Raw genomic sequence first — 9,282 nt, forward strand, 5'->3', positions numbered from 1 at the left:
AACACAGAATGACTTGCAAAATGTATTTTTTGTATAATTAATTTACTGATTTTAGGGTTGTTAAAAAATAATGTATATATTTTCTCTTCCTCCATAGCGCCTGTATGATGCTATGAATCAAGTGTTTACAAGGAAGATGGAATACAGCTCCGGGGGTACTTCTGTCTAAGAGGTGCGCTCTCACAGCCGAACACACGGGTATATTTCCGCCACAAATATACGTTTTTTCCTTAATAAACAGAATGAAAACTCAAAAATTAGTTACAGTCAATTTGCATTTATTTACATTCTTTAATGAGAAGTGGCGTAAATAACGATTTTATCCGGTTGGGATGAGCGCACCTCTTAGACAGAGGTGCGCTTTTTTATTGTCAAAATAATTGAATGAGTGGGTAAAAATCTTGTGTTTAGCCTTATTTAAGATAAAAATCGCAGTATTTCGGGGGAAATTCCATTTCTTTATAAAAGACCGCCGTATCGTGTCGTACGCTTCGGGTGTAAAAGGAAGGGTAAGGGCGGGATTGTGAAACCCAAAACAAAAGGATATGAAGACAAGAGGACAACAAATAAGGGCTTTTTTACTGCTTGCCCTTTTCCCGCTTTTTTCGTGGGCACAGACTTATACAGCATGGTGGAAAGAAGTGGAAACCTTGCAACAGAAGGATTTGCCGAAGTCGGTAATCGGGGTGTTGGACAAGATTTATACCAGGGCGGAGACGGAAGGAAATTTGCCGCAGATGATGAAAGCCTGGCTGATGCGGGCACAATATAGGGGAATGATTGCTCCGGACAGTATTCCGGTGGACCGGAAACAGCTGGAGGACTGGGCGGAGAAGGAAACGGAGCCGCTGGGAAAGGCGGTGCTCTACAGTCTCCTGGGAAGCAGACTGGCGGAACAGGGACGGGAAGAGGATGTGGACAGCGCACTGGTGTATTTCAGACGTTCCTTGGCGCCGAAGGAGGTGCTGAAGGGTGCTTCGGCTGACGACTTTGTACCGATGACGCAGACGGGAAAGTTGAGTGAACGCTATTTGGGTGACTCGATGTACGACCTGCTGACCAGGGAAGCAATACGTGCCTTGAACGGGGCATGGCGATGGAACCGGATGGAGAAGGTGCAAGAGGAGATTGTACGGATGTATGATGACCTGCTGGCTTTTTACGGGAACGGAAACCGGGAGGGCTTCCTGATTACACAACTGGCGAAGGCGGAATGGCAGGCACAGCGCGGAGTGGCAGGAGAACGCTTCCGGCTGAGCGGAGAGGAGTATGGCGGTCTGCTGGAGAAATGGAGCCGGGAGTTTGCCGATCTGGAAGTGTGTGCAGAGGTGTATCTGAGACGGGCTTTGCTGTATGAACAGGAAGGGGACTTGCGGAAGGCATACCAGACTGCGGAGAAGGGATGGAAGAGGTATCCCAAGGCTGAAACGGTGAAGGCGCTGAAAGGGGTGATGGAACGGATAGAAACACCGGCGCTGCGGGTGGAGATTCCGTTTGTGTATCCGGAGGAGGAAGCGGAACTGAGGGTGACTTACAAGAATCTGACGGCACTGCGGATGGAGGTGTATCGCCTGAATCTGACTCCGCTGGAGGTAGAGAATAACCGGCAGGACGAGTATAAACGATGGGTCAAGAAGTTCGGGAAGCGGACCGAGGTGCAGCGCTGGCAGCTGAAGCCGACGGAGGATTTCCGGCAGATGGATACGGTGGTACGCTGGAGAATGCCGGAGCCGGGGATTTATCTGCTGAAGACGGTGCCCGAAGGGTATGCGGAGAAGGTGGATTATACGGTGCTGCATGTGTCGCCTTATCAGTGTGTGGCGTTGACGGCCGGAAAGAACTGTGATGAGGTGGTAGCAGTGGACAAGCGGACCGGACAGCCGGTGCCGGGCGCGGAACTGGTGATGTATGAGGAGAAGAACGGTACGTATATAGTGAAGAAGACGGACAAGGCGGACGAGAGAGGATGTGTGCGGGTGGAAGTGCCGGAGGGCAGGGAGCTATTGTGTAATGTGCGGACTCTGGGGAATGACTTTATGGCCATCGGGTCTCTGTCTTTGTACAGGCAGACAGTAGCCCCGGAAGAGGAATGGAGGAGAAGGACATCGCTCTTTACCGACCGTTCGCTGTACCGGCCGGGACAGACGGTACGGGTATCGGGTGTGGTATACCGGCAGCGGGGAGACTCGTTGCAGGTGGCTGCCAACGAGACGGATGAAGCGGTGCTGGTGCTGCACGGAAAGGAATGGAAGAAAACGGCTGTGCGTACCGATGAATGGGGTACGTTTGCTGCGGAACTGGTGTTGCCGCAACAGGTGCTTCCGGGAGAGGCACTGGTGAAGGCGTTCGGAACTTCGGCTTATATAAAGGTAGAAGAATATAAACGGCCCACTTTTGAGGTGACGTTTACACCGGTGGAAAAGGCGTATACCTGGGGGGACAGTCTGCGCGTGGAAGGACGGGCACTGACTTTTGCGGGGGCGCCGGTACGGAATGCGGAGGTGGACTTCCGTATGACGCGTGCCATGCGCTGGTTCTGGATGCCCGGCGGACAGGGAGAGGAGATTCAGCATGGAACGGTAAGGACGGATGCCGAAGGGCGGTTTGCTGTAGAGGTGTGTCTTACCCGTCCGGAGCGTGAAGTGTTCCGGAAAGGATCTTGTTTTTATTATGCGTATACGCTGAAGGCGGAGGTGACCGACGGAGCCGGAGAGACTCAGGCAGGACAGATGGTGCTGCCGGTGGGCAGTTGTTCCATCGGACTGCAGATAGAGGGACTGCGCGAAACAATGGTGCGGGAGAAGAAGGAAGAGATGGTCTTCCGGGTACAGAACCTGAACGGAATGCCGGTGGATACGGAGGTGATTTTCCGGGTGTTTGAACGGAGAGAAGACGGAAAGAAAGGAAAGTTGGTGTACGAAGGGAAGCGGAAGGCACAGGAAGCGTTCTCGCCTGCCGCTGTGTGGAACTTGCCCGACGGTATGTACCGGATGGAGGCATCGGCCTGTGATGAAGCCGGAAGAGAAGGGAAGACGGAGCAGGACTTTGTGTGGTGCTCGCTGCATACGGGACGGATGCCGGTAGTGGCAACGGAATGGTTTTACCGGGATGAAAAGGGACCGTGGAGCGAGAAGAATGCGGTGGATCTGTATGTGGGAAGCAGTGAAGACAGTGTGTATCTGTTTGTAGATGTGTATACTGAAGAGGGACGCGTCGGATCGGAACGGATGAATCTGAGCAACGAGGTGGTGAAACTCTCTTATCCGTACCGGAAGGAGTATGGAGACGGGGTGACGGTGCACATGGCCTTTATGAAGAAAGGGGTATGGCACAGCCGCCAGGAGCGTCTGGTACGTCCCGAACCGGAGAAGCAGCTCCGGATGAAGTGGGAGACTTTCCGCGACCGTCTGACTCCGGGCACAGAGGAGGAATGGCGGATGCAGATTGTGGACAAGGACGGCAAGCCGGTGCGTGCCAATGTGATGGCAGTGCTGTATGATGCTTCGCTGGACAGACTGTACGGACATAGCTGGGGATTCGGACTGTATTTTAACCGGGCAGTGCCGTATGTGTTTACGGGAACGATGTGGAACGGACAGCGTGCGGGAATGTATGTGCCGTTTGCATACCATTATGCGGGCAGCGGACTGAGGCTGGATGAGTGGGGAGACTACAGCAGGCTGTGGAAACCGGCGTTCGGGGATTATGAAGAAACGGTTCAGATTACGGAAGATTGTGTATTGGCAAGGCCGGCGTTTTCGGGAAATGCGGTGGAAGTGAAATATGCGGCACCGAAGAATGCGAAGTTGACGGATGTGGTCTTTGAGGAGGAAATGGTGCCGGTAGGAGGAAATGGAGAGGCAACGGCAGAAGGACCGGATGCTCCGATAGACATGCCGCTGAGAACGAACTTTGCCGAGACGGCTTTCTTCTATCCGCAACTGCGTACGGATTCGGCAGGGACAGTGTGCATGGTATTTACGTTGCCTGATGCACTGACGACCTGGAAGTGGATGGGATTTGCCCATACAAAAGCCATGGACTACGGACTGATGACGGATACGGTGGTGGCTTCGAAGCCGTTTATGGTGCAGCCTGACTTGCCGCGTTTTGTGCGTGCCGGCGACCGGGCACAGGTGGCGGTATCGCTGGTGAATCTGTCGGAAGAAGAGGTGAAAGGGACAGTTCGTCTGCAACTGACCGATCCGATGACGGACAAGGTGGTTTTTTCTGCCAAAAAGAAATTCCGTACGGCAAAGGGAGAAACCGGACAGGTGTATTTCGATTTTGAAGCTAACGGACGCCATGAGGTACTGGTGTGCAAGGTGGTGGCGGAAGCCGGTGCGCATACCGACGGCGAGCAGCGGTATCTGCCGGTGCTGACCGACAGGCAGTGGGTAACGGAAACGGTTCCGCTGCAACTGGACGGAGCGGATACGCTGGTGATAAAGACGGAGGATTTGTTCAACGGACAGAGCGAGACAGCTGCCGACAGAAGACTGACGGTGGAGATGACAGCCAATCCGGACTGGTATGTGGTACAGGCTTTGCCGGCATTGGGGAATCCGGCTTCGGAGGATGCCATTGCCTGGGCTTCGGCGTACTATGCACAGAGTCTGGCTGCGCATCTTGTGGATTTGAATCCGCGCATCGAAGAGGTATGGAAGGTTTGGGAAGCTGCGGGGACACTGGATGAGCATACACAGAGTCCGCTGGAACAGAATGCCGACTTGAAAGGGCTGCTGGAGGAGGAAATGCCCTGGCTGGCAGAAGCGATGAAGGAAACGGAACAACGGAGACAGATAGTCCGGCTGTTCGACCGGAACATCCGGGAACAGGAATTGCGGACGGCTGTGGAAAAACTGAAGGGCTTGCAGCGCGAAGACGGTTCGTGGAGCTGGTACCGCGGCATGGAAGGGAATCTGTATGTGACGACACAGATTGCCGAACTGCTGAGCCGGCTGTATGCGCTGACCGGAAAACTGGAACAGGGAGCGGAACCGATGTATGTGCGGGCCATGAATTACCTGAAGGCAGAGGTGGAGAAAGAGTATGAGGAGCTTCGGAAATTGGAGAAGGAAGGAAAGGGTAAGGCAGTTCCCCGTACGGAGACGGTACGCTGGCTGTATATGCAGGCTTTGTGCCCGGATAAAGTGAGTCTGCCGGAGCAGAAGAAAGTGGACTGGATGCTGGACCGGATGGAAGAGCAGAAGGTGTATGGCATTTATGAAAAAGCGATGCATGCGATAGTGATGCAGGCTTGCGGCAGAACCCGGAAGGCGGCAGAACTGATGCAGTCTGTAAAAGAGTATACGGTGTACAGCAAGGAGATGGGGCGTTACTTTGACACACCGAAGGCGGCCTATTCGTGGAGCAGTTACCGGATTCCTGCCCAGACGGCTGCCCTGGAAGCAATCCGCCGGCTGGCTCCGGACGAACGGATGGAGGGAGAGATGAAGCGATGGCTGCTGAAGCAGAAGCAGGTACAGGCATGGGAGACTCCGATTGCTACGGCGGATGCGGTGTATGCGTTCTTGTGTGGCGGGGAACATCGGATGGAGGAAGCCGGACCGATGAAGGCGACCGTGGGCAAGACGGTATGGGAAACCCCACAGGATGCTTTAGGTTATGTGCGCCGGAGCTGGGAAGGCAAGGAGACCAAGGTGGACCGTGTGATAGTGGAAAAGACCGGAAAGGGCATAGGCTGGGGAGCCGTGTATGCACAATATACGGAACAGATGGACCGGCTGAAGGCAGATGAGGGGCACGGACTGTATGTAGACCGGGAGTATCGGAAAGAGGGAAAGCCGGCAGACGGACAGACGGTGCTGAAACCGGGAGACAAGCTGACGGTGAGACTGACGGTGCGTGCCGACCGCGACATGGACTTTGTACGGGTGAAGGATGAACGGGCTGCCTGCATGGAGCCGGTGGAACAGTTGTCGGGATATTGCCGCATGGGTGGTACGGGATGCTACCGGGTGAGCCGTGACGCATCGACCGAGTTTTTTATCGACCGGATGAGAAAAGGTACTTACGTGCTGGAGTATGACGTATATATCGACCGCAGCGGTACGTACAGGGCAGGTATGGCTTCGGTACAGTCGGTTTATGCGCCGGAGTTTGCCGCGCATACGGAAACAGAGAAACTGGCTGTAACTTTTTGCAGTGATTGATTTTCTCTTTATCTTTGACTGATGGTTCGAAGAACTTTTGCATAGATTAATTTTACCTGATAGAGAGTATGTGCTTATGGTTATAGTTAAATTTAGGGTGGATTTATAGTATGAAATTGACCGGAAGTTTGGATTATTCGGATGAACAGTTATACCGCTTTATAAAAGAAGGAGACCATCGTGCTTTTACTCAGGTATATTATAAATATTACCGTTTGCTGTATGCCTTGTCTTATCGGTATTTGATGGATAAGGACAAGGCAGAGGATGCGATACAATATGTTTTCGTGCGTTTGTGGGAGTATCGTTCGGACTTGAATGTGGACATAAGCCTGAAGAATTTTCTGTTTACAATGACAAAGAATTATGTACTCAATGTGATAAGGAACGAAACTTCTGCACTTGAAAAAAATTACGAAATTGCTCAAGGGATGCCCGAATACGAGGATGATCTGATTGTAAAGATGGAGAAGAGGGAGAGAATGGACTTGGTTTACAAGGCTATAGAAAAACTTCCCGAACAAAAGAAGACCATCTGTCTGCTGAAGCTGAAGGAGGAAATGAGTAACTCCGAGATAGCGGAACGCATGAATTTGTCTGTCAATACGGTGAAAACGCATTATTCGGAATCGTTGAAATTCCTCAGATTGTGTTTGAAGGAATTGTTAATAATTGTCATTGCTATAGTCCTTATTGGCAAGATAGGTGTCTAACTCAAAAAGACAAATAGGAAAACAATGGATAGACCGGATGAAAAAACAATAGAAAAGGTGCTTGCCGGGCTTGCCACTCAGGAAGAGGCGAGACAAGTAGCAAGATGGCTGGCTACGGAGGAGGGCTCGGAGTATTTTTCGGAACGTTTTTATAGAGAGTGTGAATGCTTCTCGCAGGAGGATGCGGAATTTCTGGTGAACCATGAAATACCGGGAGATAAAATGTGGGAGGTGATATGCAGCAGAATCCGAAGAAGAAAGATAAAACGATATGTAGGAAGGGTGGCTGCGGTATTGCTGCCACTGGTGCTGGTGATAGGTCTGTATTTCCGTCTGGATTCCCGGGTGAACCTGTTTGGTACCGGTCCGCTGGAAGAACTGTATGTACCGAAGGGAGAACGGATTCAGATGGCTTTTCAGGATGGTACCCGTATGTATATCAACTCGGATTCGCATCTGAAGTATCCTGTGCAGTTCGGACTTGGAGACCGCGAAGTGGAATTTGAAGGAGAGGCTTACTTTAAAGTGGCCAAAAACGAGAAACGTCCGTTTATCGTGAAACTGGGAGATACGAAAGTGAAAGTGCTGGGCACATCGTTTAATGTCAATGCTTATTCTGAAAACGAACAGATCACTGTGGAACTGGATGAAGGAAAGATTGACATGGTACTTGCAAAGGGAGATGAGGTGAGGCTGCATCCGGGAGAAAGTTTTGTGTACGACAAGGCTACCTGCATGTATCGGATAAACAAGGTAGAGAATGTGGGAAAATCGTCGGTGTGGAAGGATAATATCTTATCTTTCAAGGATGAACGGATAGAGGATGTGATGGTGAAGCTGGAGCGTTGGTTTGACGTGGAATTTGTCGTAGATACAAATCTGGCTGATAATATATTGATTACATTGTCTTCTCCGAATGCAACACTGGAGAGTGTCTTGTCTGAACTGGAGATGATATCTCCTTTGACTTTCCGGTATGAGAAAAAGGAAAAAAAGGTATATGTAGAGGAGTTGGACTGATCTGGATGGTTTGAACTGACTGATCTGACAGAATAAGGAAACGGCTGCTTCGGAAGAGGCGGCCGTTTTTTTGTGTGGATAGTTCTGGCCTGATAAAAAGCGGATTGCAAAAAAAAATGAGAAAAAAATGAATTTTTCCTCACCCGTTTGTTTCATCTATGTGTCAATTGATAAAAAACGTTGAATTTATACAGAAAAACAAAATACTATTAAAACATAAACTATCTAATTTATGAAACGCAGATATCTATTTGCTTTTGCTTTCTTTATGGCATCGGGGTTGGCATCCTACGGCCAAAAAGTATCCTTAGAGATGAAAAATGTCAAACTTGAGAAAGTTTTTGATGTCATCACAGAACAAACAGGTCTGAGTGTAGCATACAGTCGTCCGACGGTAGATCCGGAAAAGAAGGTCACTGTAACTGCCAAGAACGAAGAATTGGCCGAAGTGCTGAAACGTTTGTTTGCCGGTTCGAATGTAACTTTTGAAATAGGCAAGGAAAAAGTCTATTTACGTCAGCAAGCGCAGGCTAAATCGTCTAAACCCCGGAACATTTCCGGTACAGTAGTTGATGCCAACGGAGAGCCGATTATCGGTGCAAGTATCCTGGTCAACGGAACAACCAATGGTACAATTACGGATTTTGACGGAAAGTTTTCTCTGGAAAATGTGCCGGAGGATGCAACACTGAATGTGTCGTACATCGGATATAAAACGATGACTTTGGCGGCTATGGATCCTAAGTTGTCGCAACTTGTACTGAAAGAAGATACGGAAGTGCTGGAAGAAGTCGTGGTGACTGCTTTGGGTATCAAACGTTCGGAGAAAGCTCTTTCTTATAACGTACAGCAGGTAAACGCCGATGATGTGACATCCAACAAGGATGTGAACTTTGTGAACTCGTTGAGCGGTAAAGTAGCGGGAGTAAACATTAATGCTTCTTCTTCGGGTGTGGGAGGTATCTCGAAAGTAGTGATGCGTGGTACCAAATCAATCATGCAGTCTTCTAATGCCTTGTATGTAATTGACGGTGTTCCGATGTTTTCTGCCAACAATAAGGGAGGTACTGAGTTTGACTCGAAAGGTGCTACTGAACCGATTGCGGATATTAACCCGGAAGATATCGAATCGATGTCGGTGCTGACCGGTGCGGCTGCAGCTGCATTGTATGGTTCGGATGCGGCAAATGGAGCCATTGTAATTACCACAAAGAAAGGTAAGGAAGGACGTGTACGGATTACGGTAAACAGCAATACTGAAATCTCGAATGTATTTGTGGCGCCCAGTTTCCAGAACCGTTATGGTACGGGAAGTTCATGGTCTTCTGCCGACATTACACGCAGCTGGGGAAAGGCACTGAATGAGTATAATT

4 protein-coding genes are annotated in these 9,282 nt (G+C 50.3%); all 4 read left to right on the forward strand.

Annotated elements, in window-relative coordinates; genetic code table 11:
- Positions 1-545: 545 nt before the first annotated feature.
- Positions 546-6,176 carry an alpha-2-macroglobulin family protein gene (locus WKU26_RS12295; protein WP_340322253.1) on the forward strand — a complete coding sequence of 1,877 codons (5,631 nt, stop codon included), beginning with the start codon at positions 546-548 and terminating at the stop codon, positions 6,174-6,176.
- A 110-nt stretch (positions 6,177-6,286) separates the two neighbouring features.
- Complete coding sequence (locus WKU26_RS12300; protein ID WP_340322254.1) at positions 6,287-6,889, forward strand: RNA polymerase sigma factor; 603 nt, start codon at positions 6,287-6,289, stop codon at positions 6,887-6,889.
- Between the two features lie 24 nt (positions 6,890-6,913).
- A complete protein-coding gene (locus tag WKU26_RS12305; protein WP_340322255.1) occupies positions 6,914-7,909 on the forward strand; it encodes a FecR family protein in 996 nt (331 codons plus the stop codon).
- A gap of 232 nt (positions 7,910-8,141) precedes the next feature.
- The coding region (locus tag WKU26_RS12310) for a SusC/RagA family TonB-linked outer membrane protein (RefSeq protein ID WP_340322256.1) at positions 8,142-9,282 on the forward strand (1,141 nt) is incomplete at its 3' end.

This window comes from Phocaeicola sp. HCN-40430, assembly GCF_037890285.1.
Lineage (GTDB): Bacteria > Bacteroidota > Bacteroidia > Bacteroidales > Bacteroidaceae > Phocaeicola > Phocaeicola acetigenes.